Consider the following 17,386-nt stretch of genomic DNA (forward strand, 5'->3'; position numbering starts at 1 on the left):
TGTAATTTTCTTACATTCGCAATATGTCTGAAGCAATCTTATACCTGAAAAAGGCCAATATATACCAGGGGAAATCACTGATCCTGGAAGATGTGAATATTTCGATCGGTCGTGGAGAATTCGTGTACCTCGTGGGAAAAACCGGATCCGGTAAATCTTCCTTGTTGAAAACACTGTATGGCGATCTCACCCTTAAGGAAGGAGAAGGCCAGGTAGTGGGTTTCGATCTCCGGAAAATGGACTGGAAAAAAGTGCCCTTCCTCCGCAGGAACCTGGGCGTGGTATTCCAGGATTTCCAGTTGCTCACCGATCGAAACGTGAACGATAACCTGAAGTTCGTGCTGCGCGCTACCGGGTGGACCGATGATAAACTGATGAACGAAAAGATCGCCGACGTGCTGGATAAAGTGGGCCTCAAATCGAAAGGCTTTAAAATGCCCTTCGAAATGAGTGGCGGCGAACAACAAAGGGTGGACATCGCCCGCGCGCTCCTCAATTCCCCTAAACTTATCCTGGCCGATGAGCCTACGGGTAACCTCGATCCGGAAACTTCCGACGAGATCATGCAGCTGCTTTTCCATATCGCGAAAGATTATGGAACCGCCATCATCATGGCCACACACGATTATATGGTGATCAATAAGTATCCGGCGAGAACGTTGCGTACCGAACGCGGCAAGGTGATCGACAATGCATCTATAACCATGTTATGATCTCCGTTTGCATCCCGGTTTTCAACAGGGATATTGCCGGGCTGGTTGAACAACTCCGGCCAGGTCTGCAAACCGCTGGTGTGCCGGTTGAGTTGATCGTCGCTGAAGATGGAAGTTGCGATAAAGAGCTGGTAGCGAAAAATAAGGCGGCGGTGCAGAACGTGGATGGCATATTCATAGTGTATGCTGAAAACCTGGGCAGAAGCCAGATCCGGAAAGAAATTGCCCAAAAAGCATCCTTCCCTTTTCTTCTCTTTATTGATGCGGACTGCGTTCCTGAAAATGAAGGCTTTATTGCGATGTACGTAAAGTCTCTTCCCGCTGATGTAGTTTGCGGTGGGTTGTTGTACCATACGATGCCCGAAGCACCGGCGCTGCAACTGCATTGGAGGTATGGTACGCAAAGAGAGGTGCCCGCAGCAAAACATGGGTTACTTACTTCCAATTTTTGTGTCCGGAAAGAACTGATGATTCAGGTGCCCGACCTGCAACTTCCTAAGGGATACGGGCATGAAGACAGCTGGATGGAGGCCTGGCTTCGTTCGCAAGGCGCTACATTTCATTTTATAAACAATCCCGTGTACCATCTTGGGCTTAAAAAAGCCGACACCTTTTTACGGCACCAGGAAGATGCGGTGGAGAACCTGCTCTTCCTGTGTGGGCAGAAGAATGAGGCCGCTGCGTTTCTTTTCAAAAACTCTTCCCTGTTGCAACTGCTAAAAAAGTTTGAACGGCTTCGACTTACCGGCGCCTTCTCGTTTTTATACCAAAGAAGGGGTAAAGCCTTACGCGAAAAACTTACGAGGGAAAACCTTTCATTGTATTGGCTGGACCTTTATAAACTTGGTTATGCCGCCTGGCTCCTTAAGCAGTCGCGGCGGTAGAAAGTTGTGCTACAAACTGCTTCGCTCTCTGATCGGAATCATTGAGTGTAACGAAATACTTGTTCCGAAGCGCTATGGCCTCCTCGTGAAACGGGACCTCAAAAAGACTTTTCATCAGTGTTCTTGCGTCAGCCGCATTTTCAATGTGGTGACAACTTTCCTTAACCAGCGGGCAGGCATAACCATCTCCATAATACAGGCAATGCCGGCCATATAATAAGGCGTTGTAAATTTCCGATTTCAGGCCCGTTTCAGAAAGAAAGGGCAGGAGCTGAATGTGTGATTTACGGATCAGGTCAATCACTTCTTCTTCAGAAGGGGATTCCACCAGACAAGCCAGTTCATTGCGTTCCACCAGTTTTTTGAGCGAAGAGGAGGGTGCCTTCCCGGCCAGCACAAAAGGGAGAGAACTGTGTTCAAATACTTCCTGCAACAGCCAAATAGCGGAACGTTCATGTTCGGGGAGTGAAAAATCGCCGAAGTAAAAGCAATAATTTCCTGTTCCGGGATTGCTTTCGCATACTTTAGGCTGAAGCAACATCGGAAACAAAACAGATACAGCGTTCAATTCATTAACGAGATAGTCATGGTCTTTCTGGTGGAGTGCCAGGAAAGAGCAATTGGATGCTAAATGTTTTTCGTATTGGGTAATCCTGCGTGATTCGTTAAAGTGAAAAAGTTTTTTTCCAAGGCCGTTGCTGAATGACCCTGTTTCTTTTGCCTGAACATTGGGTATGCCCAGCAGTCGCACATAGGTATGCGGTCTGGTACGCCATCCCGGTTGCAGCAACACGCCTGTGCTTTCCCAGTTGTAAAATACCACAGGGCCATCGTGTATGCGCAGGCGTTCTTCGAGCAAAGGATGTGTTCTCGCCGCAACTTCATAGGGTACTCCGAATGCTACCGCCTTATGGCCCGAACAGATTGGATAATGATAAATTGCGGCACATAGGGTATGTATACTTTCACTTACAGGATTTTCTCCAAAAAGATGCAGCACAATCGAAATGTCTTTTCCTCCAAGCGCTTCGAGTTCGAAGCGCAAAAAACTTCCAAGACCGTAAAAACTGTGTTCAACGGAGTCCGGACAAACAATATGTATTTCCTTTTTCACAATTTCTATAACAGCAATGCTACACTTTTCGTTCATTTTAAAAAACTATGGCGGGGATATTAGCCCAGCAAGGGGCCATACACCTCATCCAGCTTCGTTTTTTCCTGGTCCCAGTTCAGTTCCGTTTTTGCTTTCTGCGCCTGCTCTTTCATTTTGCTATACATTTCTTTATCGGCAAAAATCTGTTCAATGCTGGTGGCCAGGGTTTGTGGGGTAAGTACGCCAATACATTTGCCCACCCCGTAATTTTCTATAATCTGCTTTACTTCCGGAACATCGGTAGCCAATACCGGGATTTCCGCATGAATGTAGTCAAAAAGTTTATTCGGCAAACTCAGTATATGGTTGAGGCATACGGGTAACGTAAGACATAACCCAAGTTGGGCACGCCTTGTAATGGCGCTGAGTTGTTCGAATGGGACGCGTGGTATCATCAGTACTTTCTCCCGGAGCCCCAGTTCATGCACCATGTTTTGCAATTTATCCCATAACAGTCCGCCACCTACAATCAGGAGCAGGTAATGATCGGGAAGATATTGCATGGCCAGCACCGCTTCTTCATACCCCTGCTCCGGATTGATGCCCCCGCCTTGCATGATCAGTACCGTTTTGTGCTGCGGAATCGGGATAGAAATCGCGGATGGCGTTGAATATGGGAGTAGTGAGGGTAAATTGCGTACGGCCTTCATGCTTATACCTGTTTCTTTTGCGTAAAGCGCTGCAATGGAATCATTCACCGTGTAGGCGTGTTTTATGCCGGGGAGCAGCAGTTTTTCCAGGGCCCGCCATACTTTTTTCGTGAAAGGTTTATGGTCCAGCGTTGGCATACCCGTGAAGTATTCGTGACTGTCATACACCAGTGGTTTCCCTTTTAAAGTTGCGGCTATTCTATTAGGCAACAGCGTGTCGAGGTCGTTGGAAAGCAGCAGGTCATACCTTGTGAAAAGCAGCCGGAAGAACAGTTTCAGGTTGAATTCGGCATATTGCAACACGCCACGGGTAAAAAAGCAGTGAATGCGTTTAAAAGCGTAGGGGCGCGGTAGCATTGCAGGCGACCCGGCGACGGATCTGCCCAGCACAAGAACTTCCATGTTCCGCTCCTGCAGGTAAAGCGCTACCCGGTGGATGCGTTGGTCGGAAACGAGGTCCGACAATACAGAGACGATTATTTTTTTTCTATTTTTCAATATCGATGGAATGACTGAGTTGAAGACTGAACTCAAATACTTCTTTCCAGGAGGCCCATTCTCCGAAACCTGAAACTGTATTGTTGTGCCAGATGGAAATGAATGTTCCACCGCAGTTTTTTACTTCCATAAAAAGGTTGCGGATCATCTTGCGGGCCTCGTCGGCGGTTAATTTCAGCGCCTCGAAAAGTGTTACGTCCATATAACAGAAGGGGTGTACCTGCAGGGGGGTAACGGTATTGCGTTTCAGATCGAACCAATTGAATGGGAGCGCCGTTCCGGCCCTGAAACCCGGTTGTGTGCTGTAGCCCATAGAGTAATCGTGCGCGATGTTATTGTTAGCGTAATGGCGGTAGGTTTCTGGGATAGACAACCGGATGTAGTGTTGCCGCGCATTTTCGGCAGCGAAGCCTGAAAACGTTTTGAAACGGCTGATCTCTTCCTGTAGCAACGCTTCGTTTTGCATCGTATTGTACGATGGGTGAATACCGGTTTCATGCTTTGAGGATATTCTTCTTATTAAAGCGCGCAGCGCTTCCGGCGCAGGAACACCTTTATCGTAGATGGAGTCTCCGCCAAGCAGAAAGAAAAAGAGTATTTTCTCTTTGGTTTCCTCTGCCATGTGGAACAGGTAATTATAGGTATCGTATGGATCATTCCTTTTAAGAAAAACCGTTTTTAACTGGCTTCTTAATAGGTGTGATTTACGCAGCATCAGGGAATTGAAGACTGTTTTGAATTGTTGAAAACATCCACGGTTAAGAAACGCGTAAGCCTGGTCAACATCAATGGTGGTAAGTGCGTGGCAGGCCGGTTTATGGAGTGGGAATGCGCTGTTCCTTTGTTTGATTTTAGAAAGCAGCTCCTGCATCCAGTACTGTATAATAGGCACGGAAAGAAAGTTGCAGGCATGTGCAATGCTTTCCCGTGCTTCAAATCTTCCATGTGCATCGGATTGAAAAGGCAGGTATTCTTCCATGCGCGAAAGCAGCCAGAATGCCGCGGAAAAAATATCGAAGCCCATATCGTCCTGCCGCGTCGAAGGAAAGAGTATTGCCGAGGTGTGGCTGCCAGCCGTGACCGGTTTTCTTTCCCGGATGGATGATTCGCTGAGCAGCCCCTCGGGAATGATATGTAGTTCGTTTTTCCTGACTTTTGCCGGACTGTAATTGATGCCAGGTCCCTCCCAGTTTTCAAAATGTGTTTTGTCGGTAGTAATGACATAGGAGTATGTATACCATTCACCAAAGAGCGTGCGGAGAATGTACGAAAGCCTGAGTGGCTCCGTTTCAGCATATACCAATATTGTTGCAGGTGTACTCAAGTGCGGCGCTTCAGTTTTTTAAGGTGCAATGCTCGTAGATGAGTGATATTATTTCAACGCATGCCAACGCCTCCATACCATTTGTAATTGACCTGGCGGTTGCTCCCCGTAGTATATCACCAATCTCTTCATACATTTTTGTATGCACCGAAGCGGGCATGTCTGAGGGAGAAATTTGGCATGACGGATCATTCCATTGTTGAAACACCAGTTCCTGCATGTTGTTTCCACCTAGTTTCACTGTTGCTTCTTCACCCACCAGCAGCATCGAAATTTCCATGTTCTTATTAGTGCCGTTTACCGTCCAGTGGATATTGCCTATAGCGCCATTTTCCATTTGCAGCACGGCTACCCCGGTGTCTTCGGTTTCTATAACGCCTTTATGCAGGGTATTGGTACGGAAGCCGCTCGCCAGAACAGGTTTTCCAGCCAGCCAATACAGCGCGTCAATATAATGACTGAACTGGGTATAAAGAATGCCGCCATCGGGGAATAGCTTGCCGCGCCAGGTGTTTTCAAAATAGGAAACGGGCCTGTTCCAGGTGCAGTTGAGTTGGAAGCTCAGGAGTTTTCCCATTTTTCCTTCGGAGATGGCTTGCTTCAGCGCAATCACCGCCGGGAAATACCGGGCCGCTTTCACCACCCATAAATGCCGGTTACACAACCGGGCGGTTTCCAGCATCTGCCATCCGGCCCTGGAATCAATACAAAGGGGCTTTTCACACAGCACATGCTTACCGGCCTGTAAGCTTTTGATCGTATGTTCCGCATGATAGCCGTTCGGGGAACAGATAGCCACCAACTGAACCTCAGGGTGGGCCGCCAGCATTTCGTCTACAGCAGTATAGGCTTTCGCACCCGTTTCTTCCGCCAGTTTTTCAGCGGCGGCAAAATCATTATCGCAAACTGCCGAAACGGTGCCGGTCAGTTGCATGGCGGCGGTGTGCCTGCGGCTGATGCGCCCGCATCCTATGATGGCGAAAAAAAAGGTGTTACTCATATTTGTAATGCGCTCAAAATTAAGGGTATTGAGGCAGTTTACGGCACCTGGTAAAATTTGTGCCGATGTTGGTTTTAAATAATTTTGCCAAACCGAAATCAGGGCTTACCTTTGCAGACGATTAAAATAGAGAGATTAAATTATTTTTGACAAAATGTCTTACTTAACAACTGAAAAAAGAGCGAATATTTTCGCAGAGTTTGGCGGGAAAGCTACCAATACCGGTTCAATTGAAGGGCAGATTGCTTTGCTCACTGAGCGTATTTCGCACATTTCAAAGCACCTGCAGGCCAACAAAAAAGATTTTTCAACCCACCGTGGTCTGATGAAAATGGTTGGTCAACGTAAAAGGTTGCTTACCTACCTCAGCAAGCACAACCTCCAGGGGTACCGTGCATTGATTGAAAAGCTGGGTCTCAGAAAATAATTCCCATACATGATACTAACAATTCCCAACTGCGCTATGTCCGGTTGGGAATCGTTTTTTTGTATATGCACAATTTTCTGACCGATCCGTTGAATCAGATCCTTCATCCGGAGCCAGTATTGTTCCCGCTTGCCGGAAAATACTGACCACTCCAGTAAACTGAAAAAAGTTATGCTTTCTCAGCCTATCAGCAAATCCTTCGACCTGGGTGGCGGACGTACCGTTACCATCGAAACAGGTCGCCTCGCCCGCCAGGCGCACGGTTCCGTTACCGTTCGCGAGGGCAACTGTATTATTCTCGCCACCGTGGTGGCCAATAAAGAACCACGCGAAGGGCAGGAATTCTTCCCCCTTACCGTGGATTATACCGAGAAGTTCGCTTCCGCAGGACGTATCCCCGGCTCTTTCTTTAAAAGAGAAGGCCGCCTCAGCGATTACGAAGTGCTGGTGAGCCGCCTTATCGACCGCGCATTGCGCCCCCTGTTCCCGGAAGATTATTTTTGCGATGTACAGGTGCTGGTAACACTCGTGTCTTCTGACCCCGAGGTATTGCCCGACGCTATGGCCTGTCTCGCCGCTTCCGCCGCACTCGCCGTGTCTGACGTGCCCATTAAAGAAATTATTTCAGAAGTGCGCGTGGCCCGTATTGCAGGTGAATTCAAAGTGAATCCCACCCGTACCGAACTCGCCACCGCCGATATGGATTTCATCATCGCCGCCACTGAAAAGAACCTGATGATGGTGGAAGGCGAATCCAAAGAATGCTCCGAAGCCGACCTCGTGAAAGCACTCGAGATCGCCCACGAAGCCATCAAGATCCAGATCAAAGCGCAACAGGAACTCCGCGACGCAGTGGGCGTTACCACCAAACGCGATTACCCCAAGCCTGTTCAGAACGAAGAAGTGAAAGCAAAAGTGGAAGCCTTCGCGAAAGACAGGATGTACCAGATATCCAAAAGCGCTTCCGCGAAGCATGACCGTTCCGACGCTTATGCATTGCTGAAAGAAGAAACCATCGCCAGCTTCGGTGAAGAAATTACCGATGTCGATAAAAAACTCGCGAAGAAATATTTCGAAGACCTCCAGTGGGAAGTGGTACGTAATATGATCCTCGACGACCGTACCCGTTTGGACGGACGTCAGCTCAACCAGGTGCGTCCCCTTGATATGGAAATCGATGTATTGCCCACGCCGCACGGTTCCGCACTGTTCACCCGTGGTGAAACGCAGTCGCTCACTACCGTTACACTCGGTACGCCTCTCGATGAGCTGCTGGTGGAAAGCGCCGCGGTAAGTAACTATACCAAATTCATCCTGCACTATAATTTCCCGCCGTTCTCCACCGGAGAAGCGAAAATGATGCGCGGCCCCGGCCGTCGTGAAGTAGGACACGGTAACCTCGCCATGCGCTCGCTGAAGCAAATGATGCCGGGCAACGAATATCCTTACACCGTTCGTGTGGTGAGTGATATCCTCGAATCCAACGGTTCATCTTCCATGGCCACTGTTTGTGCGGGTTCCCTCGCCTTGATGGACGCCGGTGTTCCTTTCCCCAAGCACGTGGGCGGTATCGCCATGGGATTGATCACCCGTCCTTCCGATGGCAAATACGCCATCCTGACCGATATCCTCGGTGACGAAGATCACCTCGGTGATATGGACTTTAAAGTAACCGGTACCCGCGATGGCATCTGTGGTGTTCAGATGGACATCAAAATTGATGGCCTCAGCATGCAGACTATGATGGAAGCGTTGAACCAGGCCAAAGAAGCCCGGATGCACATCCTGGAGCAGATGTACGCCTGCACGCCTGCACACCGCGAAGAGGTGAAACCACATGCGCCACGCATGATCAAAATGTTCATCGATAAAGAATACATCGGTGCGGTAATCGGGCCAGGTGGTAAAGTGATCCAGGAAATCCAACGTGAAACAGGTACTACGATCAATATTGAAGAAGTAGGCAACCAGGGTGAAGTTAGTGTGTTCAGCCCCGCTAAAGAAGGACTGGATAAGGCGGTTAGATGGCTGAAAGGCATCGTCGCTGTTCCAGAAGTGGGAGAGGAGTATGAAGCTACGGTGAAGTCTATTATGCCTTACGGCGCCTTCGTTGAATTCATGCCGGGCAAACAAGGATTGCTCCACATCAGTGAAGTATCCTGGAAACGCCTTGAAACACTGGAAGGTGTATTGAAAGAAGGTGAATCCATTAAAGTAAAACTGATCGGTCTCGACCAGAAGACCGGTAAGTTTAAACTCTCCCGCAAAGTGCTGATGCCGAAACCGGAGCAGGCGCAGCGCGAACCAAGAGAACAAAGAGGCGACAGGCAGCCTGCCGAATAAGCAGATCGCTTCGCTGAAAATACAAGAGGCTGCATCCGTAACGATGCGGCCTCTTTTTTTGATCTTATTTGGGAGCAACTATTCATGTTTTAAAACGGTATTTTCCAGCGCAAAACACGGTAGCACCCCAGGGAAAACAACGTCGGTGGCACCGGTACTTCAACCCCGGTTTCCCCTGAAACCCTTGCCCTGTTTGAGTTGCAGTAGGTTTTCATTAAAAAATACTGAAAATGTTTTTTCACCAGCAATTGAACAGAAAATAACGGATGCCGGCGCCAAACAAGTTTTAATAAATAGAAATGAACTATATCAAATACACCATAAGGACTGCTGAAGAAACACTACAGCAAATCCTTATCGCGGAGCTTTCGGAATTGAAATTTGAAGGATTTGAAGAACATCCTTCGGAACTGATCGCCTTCATCCCCGAAGCCGACCTGGCGGCGGAAGCGGTAAAAAGCCTGCTGGAAGAGAAGAACACGCCCTTTACCACGGAAACCATTGAACCTACCAACTGGAATGCGGTATGGGAATCCAATTTCGATCCTGTGGTGGTAGGCGACTACTGTGGCATCCGCGCCCATTTTCACGCGCCGTTGCAACATGTGAAACACGAACTGCTGATTACCCCGAAGATGAGTTTCGGAACCGGGCACCACGCCACTACGTCCATGATGATCGCCCATATGGAAAACCTTCCGCTGAATGGCGCTTCCGTAGTGGATTACGGCACCGGCACCGGTATTCTCGCCATTCTCGCCGAAAAAGAGGGGGCCGCACGAATCCTGGCGATCGACAATGATTCGTGGAGCATTGAGAACGCCGCCGAAAACCTTGAACGGAACGCCTGCTCCCGCACCGAACTTATCCAGTCGGATAATATTCCGGCCAGCGAAACGTTCTCCATTGTACTGGCCAATATCAACAAGCACATCATCCTCGGAAACCTGGCCGCTATTCAGGCCGCAGCCAATGATTATGTGTTGTTGAGCGGTTTGTTGCAGGAAGACAGGACGGATATGCTCGCTGTGTTCCCCGAAACCCGGTTCAACTTACAAGCGGAAAAAAGTAAGGATAAGTGGATTTCTTTGCTCTTTTCTGTAAAGAATTGAGCCGGAATTTCTTAACTTAGAGTTCCTTTAAATTAGTAGTAGCAGGCATGTATCAAATTTTACTCGTCATCGCAGCTTATCTGATAGGCTCTGTTCCCACCTCGGTATGGGTGAGCCGGTCATTTTTCGGTATCGATATCCGCGATTATGGCAGCGGCAACGCAGGCGCCACCAACACCTACCGTGTACTTGGATCAAAATGGGGCACCCTCGTCATGGTTATAGATATGCTCAAGGGATTCCTGGCCGTGAAACTGGCCTTCCTGTTACCTGATTACGCCATTGATGAATTTGCACGCACGAACTTCCAGATCGCTTTGGGAATGTGCGCCGTATTGGGTCATATCTTCCCGATCTGGGCGCAGTTCAGAGGGGGAAAGGGGGTGGCGACGCTCTTTGGACTGGTATTGGGCGTTTCGCCCTGGACGGCACTCGGTTGTGTGGGCGTATTCCTCTTCGTGCTTTACCTCACCCGCTTTGTTTCCCTCAGCTCTATTCTCGCCAGTCTGGCGTTTCCCGTATTTATCCTGATCATTTTTAATGTAGACAACCACGCTTACCGAATCTTCGCCGTAGTAGTGGCATTACTCGTGATACTTACGCACCAGAAGAACATCGGACGCATTTTACGTGGAAATGAAAGCAAAGTGCCCATTCTGAAATACAGGGACAAACGCAGGGACAGAAGACGGGGCGAACTTTAATACGGCAGTTCAGGGGCTTGGTACGAAAATTGAATCTGGTAGGATATTATTGGAACGATCAGCATTATTAACGAAGAAACAAAAAGTATGAAACGTATTATACTTCCCCTGGTAGCCATTTCTTTCCTGGCATCCTGCGCCAAAAACCCAATTACCGGCCGCAACCAGCTTTCACTGGTACCGGAAGCCGAATTGCAGACCATGGCGCAACAGGAATACACCACATTTCTTTCCCAGAACAAAGTTGTAGCGCCCTCAGCCAGCAAAGACGCTGAAATGGTGCGTCGTGTGGGGCAGCGTATAGCCAACGCCGTTACTTCTTACTATACGCAGCAGGGTTTAGGCGAAGAATTGAGCGGGTATAAATGGGAATACAATCTCGTAAATTCTAATGAAGCGAATGCCTGGTGTATGCCTGGTGGAAAAATAGTAGTGTACACCGGGTTGCTGCCCATCACACAAAACGAAGCCGCATTGGCTGTGGTAGTGGGGCACGAAGTGGCGCACGCACTAGCCAAACACGGTTCCGAACGCATGAGCCAGGGACTCTTGCAGCAGGTGGGGGGCGCCGCGCTTTCAGTGGCCATGGCCAGCAAACCTGCTGTTACGCAAAATCTTTTTATGACGGCATATGGGGTAGGTAGCAACGTTTTCGGCACCCTTCCGCATAGCAGGAAACAGGAGTTGGAAGCCGACAAACTGGGACTTCGGTTCGCAGCCATGGCTGGTTATAATCCACGGGAAGCCATAGGTTTATGGCAAAGAATGGCCGCGGGTGGAAGTGGTGGTCAGCCCGAATTCCTGAGCACCCACCCTGATCCTGAACGCCGGATCCAGGAGCTGGAGAAGCAAATGGATGAAGCGCTGAAGTTCTACAAACCCGTAAAATAAAAACGATATTTCTCCTGAAGGGCCTGCCAATACTACGGCAGGCCCTCTTTTTTTCTTAAATTTGCAGCATCTTATCACTCAAATCTTGTCTGGCATGTCGCAGACCCTTTTCGAAAAGCTACAATACAAGGAAGAAAAGAACGTACTGATTCAGGGGCTTCCTTCCGCCATCGAGAAGTTATTCGTAAAGATGACTTTCTCGAAAAACGTTACCCCATTGCTGAAAAACAAGAAGATTGATTTCGCGCTTGTTTTCGCATTGAACGGTAACCAGTTGAACACCATTCTGAAGGAAGTGCTTCCCGCTTTGCACAGCGAATCCAAACTGTGGATCAGCTACCCGAAGTCTTCTTCCAAAATCGTGTGCGATCTTAACCGGGATTGCAGCTGGGATACCCTGAAAGAAAACGGGTACGAAGCCGTACGGCAGGTGGCCATCGACAATGTATGGAGTGCTATCCGTTTCAAAAAGGAAGAAATGATTCCGGTAATGACACGCGCTTCCGCCAACAATGGCGTGGCGGTTGCCGCCGAAGGTGTAGACGTAAAAAAACGCGCCGTTTCCATTCCCGAGGATCTGCTGGAGGAAATGAAAAAGAATGCCAAAGCGGAGCGGTTCTTTGAAACGCTTTCCTTCACCAATAAAAAGGAATTCGTTACCTGGATTAATACGGCAAAAAGGCCCGAAACACGCCTTCGGCGCGTATCGGCCACACTCGAAATGCTGGTGGAAGGTAAGAAGAATCCTTCCGAAAAGTGATCGGCTAAAATACCCATTTACGTTGGCGGTAATTACGGATATTGCAGGGAACCCCAAACCACAGTGCTTATGGTTTTCAGCAAAAACGCGCTGTTGAATGAACTTTCCGACAGGATCGACCTTATCCGTAAATCAGCATCCGCTTTTTCCTCCATGCATCCCACGCTGTTGAAAAAAAAGCCTGGCGACCAGCAATGGAGCATCATTGAGATATTCGACCACCTCAACATCAGCCACGGCATTTACCTGCGCACCATCGCCAAAAAGATGGAAAACGCGCCATTGGACCAATCCGATCTTTTCAAACCGGGCTGGCTGGGCAACTGGCTATACCAAAAAACGCTGCCCGGTGAAAACGGGCAGATCAGCCGGATGAGAACACCCGGTTTTCTGCAACCCCAACCATCAGATTGGGAAATGGAAGAAATCTTCAATACCTATTACAACCAGTTGGATGAACTGGAAGACGTGGTGGAGCGCGCCAGAAGAGTGAACATCCAGCAGTTGAAAGTGCCGTTCGCCATGACGGGCATGTTGCAACTCCGTTTAGGAGATAACCTGCGGATGATGGTGGCCCACCATGAAAGGCATCTTTTGCAGGCGAATAAAGTGGCGGCCCTATTTAACGATGACGGTGCCTGAACGGCGGGTGAGTTCGATCTCCAGTTGTTTGAGGTGCTGGTGCGTTTGCATGAGCGTAAGCTGCTCTTCCAGTGAATGCGGGCGGGCCATATCCTGTTGGTTCATATCTATCAGGCGCTTGATCTTCCTTAGTTTGAGGTAGTTGAGTGTGCCTTCCACTTCTTCCCGGTAACGCGCCTCGCGTTCCTGCACGGGCATATCGAATTGTTCTTTCCACTTATCGCTGAGTTCATAAGGGAAGTCCATCAAACCCACCACCAGCGTACTGATGTCGCGGTCCTCGGCGTAGATAAAGTCTTTCGGAACCGGTTCCTTCCCCGCATCGTACCATTGTTTATAAAGGTGGAGAACATTCAGCAGTTGTTTGTTGTCGAACAAATCATCTTCCACGTTTTCGGAGAAGAAATAATCGGCCACTTTTAATGTCTCGTCCCATTCTTTTAATCCGAATTCCAGCAGGGCACGCACCACGGCTCTTTCCTGCTGTTCATCTTTGTAGAGGAGCTGGAAGCTGTCGGTTTGTTCATCCGCGAATACTTCATCAGGCGGCATTTCCGTGTAAGCGGGGCCCTGATCCTGCTGGAACTGTGCTTTTTCTTCTTTGCCGATGCGTTCCCGGATGAATTTATTCACCAGGTTGTGCAGCCCTGATTCATCGATCTTCAGGATTTCCGAAGACTGCCGGATATAATCCTGCTGTTTGGTAAAATCTTCTGTTTTGTTGATCCTGGAAATGGTTTCCGCGATCTGGCTCACCACCTGCGATTTCTTTGCCGCGTCGGCACCCGCGTCTTTCAGGGCCACTTCGAGCTGGAAAAGAATAAAATCCTTTTTGTTGGTGGCCACGAATTCGCGGAAAGCGGTGGCGCCTACCTTATTGACGTAACTATCCGGGTCCTCTTTGTCAGGAATGAGTACCAGTTTTACGTTCAATCCTTCTTCCAGGGCGAGGTCCAGTCCGCGCAACGCTGCTTTTACCCCGGCCCCGTCGCCATCGTATACAATGGTAAGGTTTGGGGTGTATTTCCTGATGAGCCGGAGTTGGTCCACGGTAAGAGAAGTACCTCCACTGGCCACCACGTTCTCGATGCCGGCCTGGTGCAGGGAGATCACATCGGTATAACCTTCCACGAGCAGGCATTCGTTGGCTTTATCAATTGCCTGTCGTGCGAAGTAAGAACCGTAGAGTATCCTGCTTTTTACGTAGATATCGTTCTCTGGTGTGTTGATGTACTTCGGCGCTTTGTCGTTCTTTTTGATGATACGGGCACCGAAGCCGATTACTTTCCCGGTCTGGTTGTGGATGGGGAAGATGATCCTGCCCCGGTAGTTGTCGATGGCTTCATCGTTGCGGAATACCACCAGTCCCGACTTCTGTAAAAGTTCGGGGTTGTATTGGTTTTTAAGGGCGTGTTGCGAGAAATGCGTCCTGGATTCCGGGGAATAGCCCAGTTGGAATTTCCGGATGATCTCTTCATTGAAGCCCCGTTCTTTGAGGTAGCTCAATCCTATATCCTGGCCTTCTTCTTCGTTCCATAAAAAATCGGAGAAAAATTTCTGGGCGAAGGTGTTCAGGATGTAAAGACTTTCCGCGGCTTGTTGCTGCAGCAATCTTTCCGGGCTCACCGCTGTTTCTTCCACCTCAATGTTGTAGCGGTTGGCGAGCCAGCGCAGCGCTTCCACATACGAGTATTTCTCGTGTTCCATCAGGAAGCCGATGGCGTTGCCGCTTTTCCCGCAACCAAAACATTTGTAAATCTCCTTTACGGGAGATACCGTGAAAGAGGGCGATTTTTCGTTGTGGAACGGGCACAGCCCCATATAGTTGGTGCCGCGTTTCTTCAACTTCACGAAACTTCCTACAACATCTATCACATCGATGCGGGAAATGATCTGCTGTATGGTTTCCTGGGTAATCATGGTGAGCCGGCAAATATAGGCTAAAAGTCGCCGGTTTTGGCCAGAATATAGCGGTCTTTCAGACTGCTTTGGATTTCCTTTCCTTCCGTATCGAGCATGGTGAGTTTGCTGATACCGAGTTTGTATTTTTGGGCGGAACCTGTTTGGGAAAGGGTGATGGTGCCGCTTTCCTGGCGCCATTTTCCGCTGGCGGTAAAAGTGGTGGCATTGGGTTTTCCGAGGTAGAGGCTGTTCTCCACGAAACTACTGTCGGCAAAAAGGTAAATGCGTGTTTCAATTCCGGCGCAATCGGCGCAGGGGAGGAGTCCTTCATATATCCCTGTTACGCCGCCGCTCGCTACGGTGTTCACGAGTGTGCTGGCTGTTTCTTTGGTTTCTTCCGCGGCACGTTTGGCGGCTTGCTGCTGGCTTTCGCTACAGGACGAAAGGATGCCTGCGAAGCATACCATTATAAGGAACTTGTTCATATAAAAAGGTTTCCTGAAAGGTAGAGCATTTTCAGGAAATGGGCAGACTAACCCTGAGCGTGCATCCTTTTCCCGGGGCCGCGTCCAGGTTGAAATCGCCGTGATAGGAGTCTACCCTGTATTTGATATTGGTGAGCCCGCTGCTCATTTCCAGTTCGGGTATAAAACCAATACCATCGTCGGCAATGGAAAGCGTTAACCGGCTACCTTTTTGTCGCAATGAAATACGGCAGGAGGCGGCCTGGGAGTGCCTGGCGATGTTGTTCAATTGCTCCTGGATGATGCGGAGGACGGTGAGTTTTGAATCGATATCGATAGCTGAATCGGCTTCTTCATCAATATCAAGTTCTACCATTAGTTTCCCTGTATTGATCAATGGATCGGTGAGTTCACGGATGGAAGCGGTAAGGCCGATGTCGCGCAATACCTGTGGGGTCAGCGCTCCGGAAAGGAACCTGATTTCCTCGATGGCGTCGCTGAGGTATTTGGTGCTTTTCACCAGCAGGGCTTCGTTTATTTTACCTTCCTGCAACTGCAGATCAATATAAAGTTTGGTGGTGGAAAGCACCTGGCCCACACTTTCATGCAACTGACGGCCAATTTCAGCCCTTTCTTTTTCCTGGCCTTCTATGGTGGCGCGTACAATATCTTTCTGGAAGGAAAGCTGTTGGTTGCGCAGCGCCTCTTCCATCTCAAGTTGTTCCGTGATGTCCATACCCGTACCACCAATGGCAATGGTATTGTCGTTCATGCGCAGGGGGAATTTCATTACAAGGAAGCTCCGTGTTTTACCCTGCGGGGTGGGGACTTTTTCAACGGCTATAATGGTCCGGTTTTGTTTGAGTACTTCTTTGTTGTTGCGTTGGAAATCTTCCGCGGCTTCTTTGGGGAAAAGCTCATAAATGTTCTTCCCGATCACATTCGTATCAAACCTGAATTCCCGCAGACTTTTCCTGTTGAAGAAGATCATATTACCCTCTGCTGAGGTGATCCAGTTAAGGGAAGGAGTATTGTTCATGAACGATTTGAACATGGTTTCTCCCTGGTTGAATTTGTTTTCCAGTTCCACCTGGCGGGATATATCACGGAAGCTGATGGCCGCGGCAACTGGGTTGCTGTTGCCCGGATCCAGTACGGGACTAATGTTGAGCGAAAGCCATTTGATGCGCTCGTTTATTTCAATACCGATCACCTGGTTGCGGAGAGCGGTGCCTGCCAGAAAAGCTTTGTAAATGGGGTGTTCCGTTAACAGCACCATACTCATGTCTTTCCTGTGCACATGCCATTCTATAGGGGGAAGGAACCATTGCCCCAGTGTGGACTGGTCCATCTCCAGGATGTATTCCGCATTCCGGTTACAGCTTACCACGGCACCATCCCTGTTGTACAAAACGATGCCTTCACTGATGCCGTCCAGCATCTGCTGATTGTGCGCCAAAGTCTGCTCAAGTTGGTGCGAGGAAATCTTCAGCGCGGTAATGTCTTTGCTGATGCCTATATAACCAATCTTTTTTCCATCCTTGTAATATTCGTTCACACTACTCAGCAGGTGAATCTGTTCTCCGGCGCTATTGATGAAGCTCATCTCACCTTTCCATGACTTTTGTTCCAAAAGGGACTGCATCACTGTATCTCTGGATCCTTCAGGGTACTCGAAAACATGGAGCTCGGAAAGTCTTTTTCCAAGTCCGTTTTTTGAAATAAGCTCATACAATTTCGCGGCCGCGGCATTGCTGTAAACGATGCGGAAGTCGTTGTCCAATGCTATTACCGCATCGTTTACCTGGTCCAGCAAATCCCTCGAAAAGCCATCAACAGTGGTAACAAGTGTCAACATAGTAACGAACCCGGCTTTGTTTTACAATACAAAAATTAGGGAAAATCGTAAGGTGAGGCGC

At 49.0% G+C, this 17,386-nt stretch carries 16 protein-coding genes; 9 read left to right on the forward strand and 7 right to left on the reverse strand.

What is annotated here, in order from left to right:
- Positions 1-23 precede the first annotated feature (23 nt).
- Both M4J38_RS00220 and M4J38_RS00225 read left to right on the forward strand, forming a co-directional pair.
- Positions 24-713 (forward strand): cell division ATP-binding protein FtsE, encoded by a 690-nt coding sequence (locus M4J38_RS00220; RefSeq protein ID WP_251757512.1) that lies wholly within the window; start codon positions 24-26, stop codon positions 711-713.
- On the forward strand, positions 710-1,597 hold the full coding sequence (locus M4J38_RS00225) for a glycosyltransferase (protein WP_251757513.1): 888 nt from the start codon (positions 710-712) through the stop codon (positions 1,595-1,597). Before M4J38_RS00220 ends, M4J38_RS00225 begins: the two co-directional genes overlap by 4 nt.
- Here M4J38_RS00225 and M4J38_RS00230 read toward each other — a convergent pair.
- The 4 genes from M4J38_RS00230 to M4J38_RS00245 are packed head-to-tail and all read right to left on the reverse strand — an operon-like array spanning position 1,578 to position 6,222.
- Positions 1,578-2,747: a hypothetical protein gene (locus M4J38_RS00230; RefSeq protein ID WP_251757514.1), complete on the reverse strand. Its 1,170-nt coding sequence runs from the start codon at positions 2,745-2,747 to the stop codon at positions 1,578-1,580. The two genes, M4J38_RS00225 and M4J38_RS00230, sit on opposite strands and share 20 nt — an antisense overlap.
- Positions 2,748-2,770: 23 nt before the next feature.
- Positions 2,771-3,898, reverse strand: a complete 1,128-nt coding sequence (locus M4J38_RS00235; RefSeq protein ID WP_251757515.1) for a glycosyltransferase — start codon at positions 3,896-3,898, stop codon at positions 2,771-2,773.
- Positions 3,888-5,222, reverse strand: coding sequence for a polysaccharide deacetylase family protein (locus M4J38_RS00240; RefSeq protein WP_251757516.1), 1,335 nt, complete (start codon positions 5,220-5,222; stop codon positions 3,888-3,890). Before M4J38_RS00240 ends, M4J38_RS00235 begins: the two co-directional genes overlap by 11 nt.
- Before the next feature lie 10 nt (positions 5,223-5,232).
- The gene (locus M4J38_RS00245; protein ID WP_251757517.1) at positions 5,233-6,222 is read right to left on the reverse strand and encodes a Gfo/Idh/MocA family protein; all 990 of its coding nucleotides are present in this window, start codon (positions 6,220-6,222) and stop codon (positions 5,233-5,235) included.
- Between the two features lie 154 nt (positions 6,223-6,376).
- On the opposite strand from M4J38_RS00245, the gene rpsO reads away from it, so the two are divergent.
- The 7 genes from rpsO (at position 6,377) to M4J38_RS00280 (ending at position 13,101) form a co-directional block, all read left to right on the forward strand.
- Complete coding sequence (gene rpsO / locus M4J38_RS00250; protein ID WP_251757518.1) at positions 6,377-6,649, forward strand: 30S ribosomal protein S15; 273 nt, start codon at positions 6,377-6,379, stop codon at positions 6,647-6,649.
- 171 nt (positions 6,650-6,820) lie between these two features.
- Positions 6,821-8,992 carry a polyribonucleotide nucleotidyltransferase gene (gene pnp, locus M4J38_RS00255; protein ID WP_251757519.1) on the forward strand — a complete coding sequence of 724 codons (2,172 nt, stop codon included), beginning with the start codon at positions 6,821-6,823 and terminating at the stop codon, positions 8,990-8,992.
- A 299-nt stretch (positions 8,993-9,291) separates the two neighbouring features.
- On the forward strand, positions 9,292-10,104 hold the full coding sequence (gene prmA / locus M4J38_RS00260; protein WP_251757520.1) for a 50S ribosomal protein L11 methyltransferase: 813 nt from the start codon (positions 9,292-9,294) through the stop codon (positions 10,102-10,104).
- Positions 10,105-10,151: 47 nt separating this feature from the next.
- A complete protein-coding gene (gene plsY / locus M4J38_RS00265) occupies positions 10,152-10,808 on the forward strand; it encodes a glycerol-3-phosphate 1-O-acyltransferase PlsY (RefSeq protein ID WP_251757521.1) in 657 nt (218 codons plus the stop codon).
- 87 nt (positions 10,809-10,895) lie between these two features.
- Positions 10,896-11,699, forward strand: coding sequence for a M48 family metallopeptidase (locus M4J38_RS00270; RefSeq protein ID WP_251757522.1), 804 nt, complete (start codon positions 10,896-10,898; stop codon positions 11,697-11,699).
- A 94-nt stretch (positions 11,700-11,793) separates the two neighbouring features.
- The gene (locus tag M4J38_RS00275; protein ID WP_251757523.1) at positions 11,794-12,459 is read left to right on the forward strand and encodes a YdeI/OmpD-associated family protein; all 666 of its coding nucleotides are present in this window, start codon (positions 11,794-11,796) and stop codon (positions 12,457-12,459) included.
- Between the two features lie 69 nt (positions 12,460-12,528).
- Entirely contained in the window at positions 12,529-13,101 is a 573-nt protein-coding gene (locus M4J38_RS00280; protein ID WP_251757524.1) for a DinB family protein, read from the forward strand.
- On the opposite strand, the gene dnaG is transcribed toward M4J38_RS00280, so the two are convergent.
- From dnaG to M4J38_RS00295, 3 genes are read right to left on the reverse strand one after another with little or no spacing between them, the layout of a single operon-like run.
- Positions 13,078-15,021, reverse strand: a complete 1,944-nt coding sequence (gene dnaG / locus M4J38_RS00285; RefSeq protein WP_251757525.1) for a DNA primase — start codon at positions 15,019-15,021, stop codon at positions 13,078-13,080. The genes M4J38_RS00280 and dnaG overlap by 24 nt on opposite strands.
- Positions 15,022-15,041: 20 nt before the next feature.
- On the reverse strand, positions 15,042-15,488 hold the full coding sequence (locus tag M4J38_RS00290) for a copper resistance protein NlpE (protein WP_251757526.1): 447 nt from the start codon (positions 15,486-15,488) through the stop codon (positions 15,042-15,044).
- Positions 15,489-15,519: 31 nt separating this feature from the next.
- Complete coding sequence (locus M4J38_RS00295) at positions 15,520-17,325, reverse strand: PAS domain S-box protein (protein ID WP_251757527.1); 1,806 nt, start codon at positions 17,323-17,325, stop codon at positions 15,520-15,522.
- Positions 17,326-17,386: the final 61 nt, after the last annotated feature.

Source organism: Parasegetibacter sp. NRK P23 (genome assembly GCF_023721715.1).
Classification (GTDB): Bacteria; Bacteroidota; Bacteroidia; order Chitinophagales; family Chitinophagaceae; genus Parasegetibacter.

What these genes read in the sequence shown, in the direction of transcription:
- M4J38_RS00245 (WP_251757517.1), bottom strand. Translation starts at nt 6,222, where the DNA reads ATGAGTAACACCTTTTTTTTCGCCATCATAGGATGCGGGCGCATCAGC.
- M4J38_RS00225 (WP_251757513.1), top strand. Translation starts at nt 710, where the DNA reads ATGATCTCCGTTTGCATCCCGGTTTTCAACAGGGATATTGCCGGGCTG.
- M4J38_RS00220 (WP_251757512.1), top strand. Translation starts at nt 24, where the DNA reads ATGTCTGAAGCAATCTTATACCTGAAAAAGGCCAATATATACCAGGGG.
- pnp (WP_251757519.1), top strand. Translation starts at nt 6,821, where the DNA reads ATGCTTTCTCAGCCTATCAGCAAATCCTTCGACCTGGGTGGCGGACGT.
- M4J38_RS00270 (WP_251757522.1), top strand. Translation starts at nt 10,896, where the DNA reads ATGAAACGTATTATACTTCCCCTGGTAGCCATTTCTTTCCTGGCATCC.
- M4J38_RS00275 (WP_251757523.1), top strand. Translation starts at nt 11,794, where the DNA reads ATGTCGCAGACCCTTTTCGAAAAGCTACAATACAAGGAAGAAAAGAAC.
- M4J38_RS00230 (WP_251757514.1), bottom strand. Translation starts at nt 2,747, where the DNA reads ATGAACGAAAAGTGTAGCATTGCTGTTATAGAAATTGTGAAAAAGGAA.
- plsY (WP_251757521.1), top strand. Translation starts at nt 10,152, where the DNA reads ATGTATCAAATTTTACTCGTCATCGCAGCTTATCTGATAGGCTCTGTT.
- M4J38_RS00295 (WP_251757527.1), bottom strand. Translation starts at nt 17,325, where the DNA reads ATGTTGACACTTGTTACCACTGTTGATGGCTTTTCGAGGGATTTGCTG.
- rpsO (WP_251757518.1), top strand. Translation starts at nt 6,377, where the DNA reads ATGTCTTACTTAACAACTGAAAAAAGAGCGAATATTTTCGCAGAGTTT.
- M4J38_RS00280 (WP_251757524.1), top strand. Translation starts at nt 12,529, where the DNA reads ATGGTTTTCAGCAAAAACGCGCTGTTGAATGAACTTTCCGACAGGATC.
- prmA (WP_251757520.1), top strand. Translation starts at nt 9,292, where the DNA reads ATGAACTATATCAAATACACCATAAGGACTGCTGAAGAAACACTACAG.
- dnaG (WP_251757525.1), bottom strand. Translation starts at nt 15,021, where the DNA reads ATGATTACCCAGGAAACCATACAGCAGATCATTTCCCGCATCGATGTG.
- M4J38_RS00290 (WP_251757526.1), bottom strand. Translation starts at nt 15,488, where the DNA reads ATGAACAAGTTCCTTATAATGGTATGCTTCGCAGGCATCCTTTCGTCC.